This window comes from Photorhabdus viridis (assembly GCF_040256935.1).
GTDB classification, from domain to species: domain Bacteria; phylum Pseudomonadota; class Gammaproteobacteria; order Enterobacterales; family Enterobacteriaceae; genus Photorhabdus; species Photorhabdus viridis.
Map to the genome: position 1 here is coordinate 1 of NZ_JBEJZY010000239.1, position 539 is coordinate 539.

Below are 539 nucleotides of genomic sequence, written 5' to 3' on the forward strand. Positions count from 1 at the left end.
CTCAGGAGAAAAAGCAACGCATTCTGGCCTGCTACCGGCGCTTTCGCGAAGAATTTGGTACCCACCTGCGTTTTCACCGTCATGAGCTGAAAGGGTTAAAAAAATATTCACTGGAAAATATTGCCAAAGTGGAAGAAGGTATTCTTAATCAGAAAAAAAACCAGTTTTCTAGTTGGGTGGTCAGTGATGCCAAAAATGAAGATGAGGCACCTAATTATCTGATGTGTTACCTGGATTCTCGGGAAATAAGCGGTGATAACGGCAGTTCTTACCTAAGCCTGACACTTCCTTGGAATTATCTGAAAGAACAAGAAGGCATGGCTCGCTTTATGACCTGGCTGGATTTTCTGTGTGAACAACTCGAACCCGACAGTGGGGACTGTGGCTACTGTCTGGTCCTGCCCAACGACTACTATGACTACTTTCCCTTAGAGTACCAACTGGCCCAGCGTTACCCTGCCCTGCAAGTGAACTCCGCAGTGCATACAGCCAAATTACAGTATGGTCATTCCATCCGTGGCATTAACTGGATCACCTTG

Annotated in this window: 1 protein-coding gene; it reads left to right on the forward strand. The window is 46.2% G+C overall.

The genetic code is table 11. The annotated features are described in order from the left end of the window. On the forward strand, positions 1–539 hold a 539-nt coding region (locus ABR397_RS23160; protein ID WP_350307752.1), incomplete at both ends, for a type VI immunity family protein.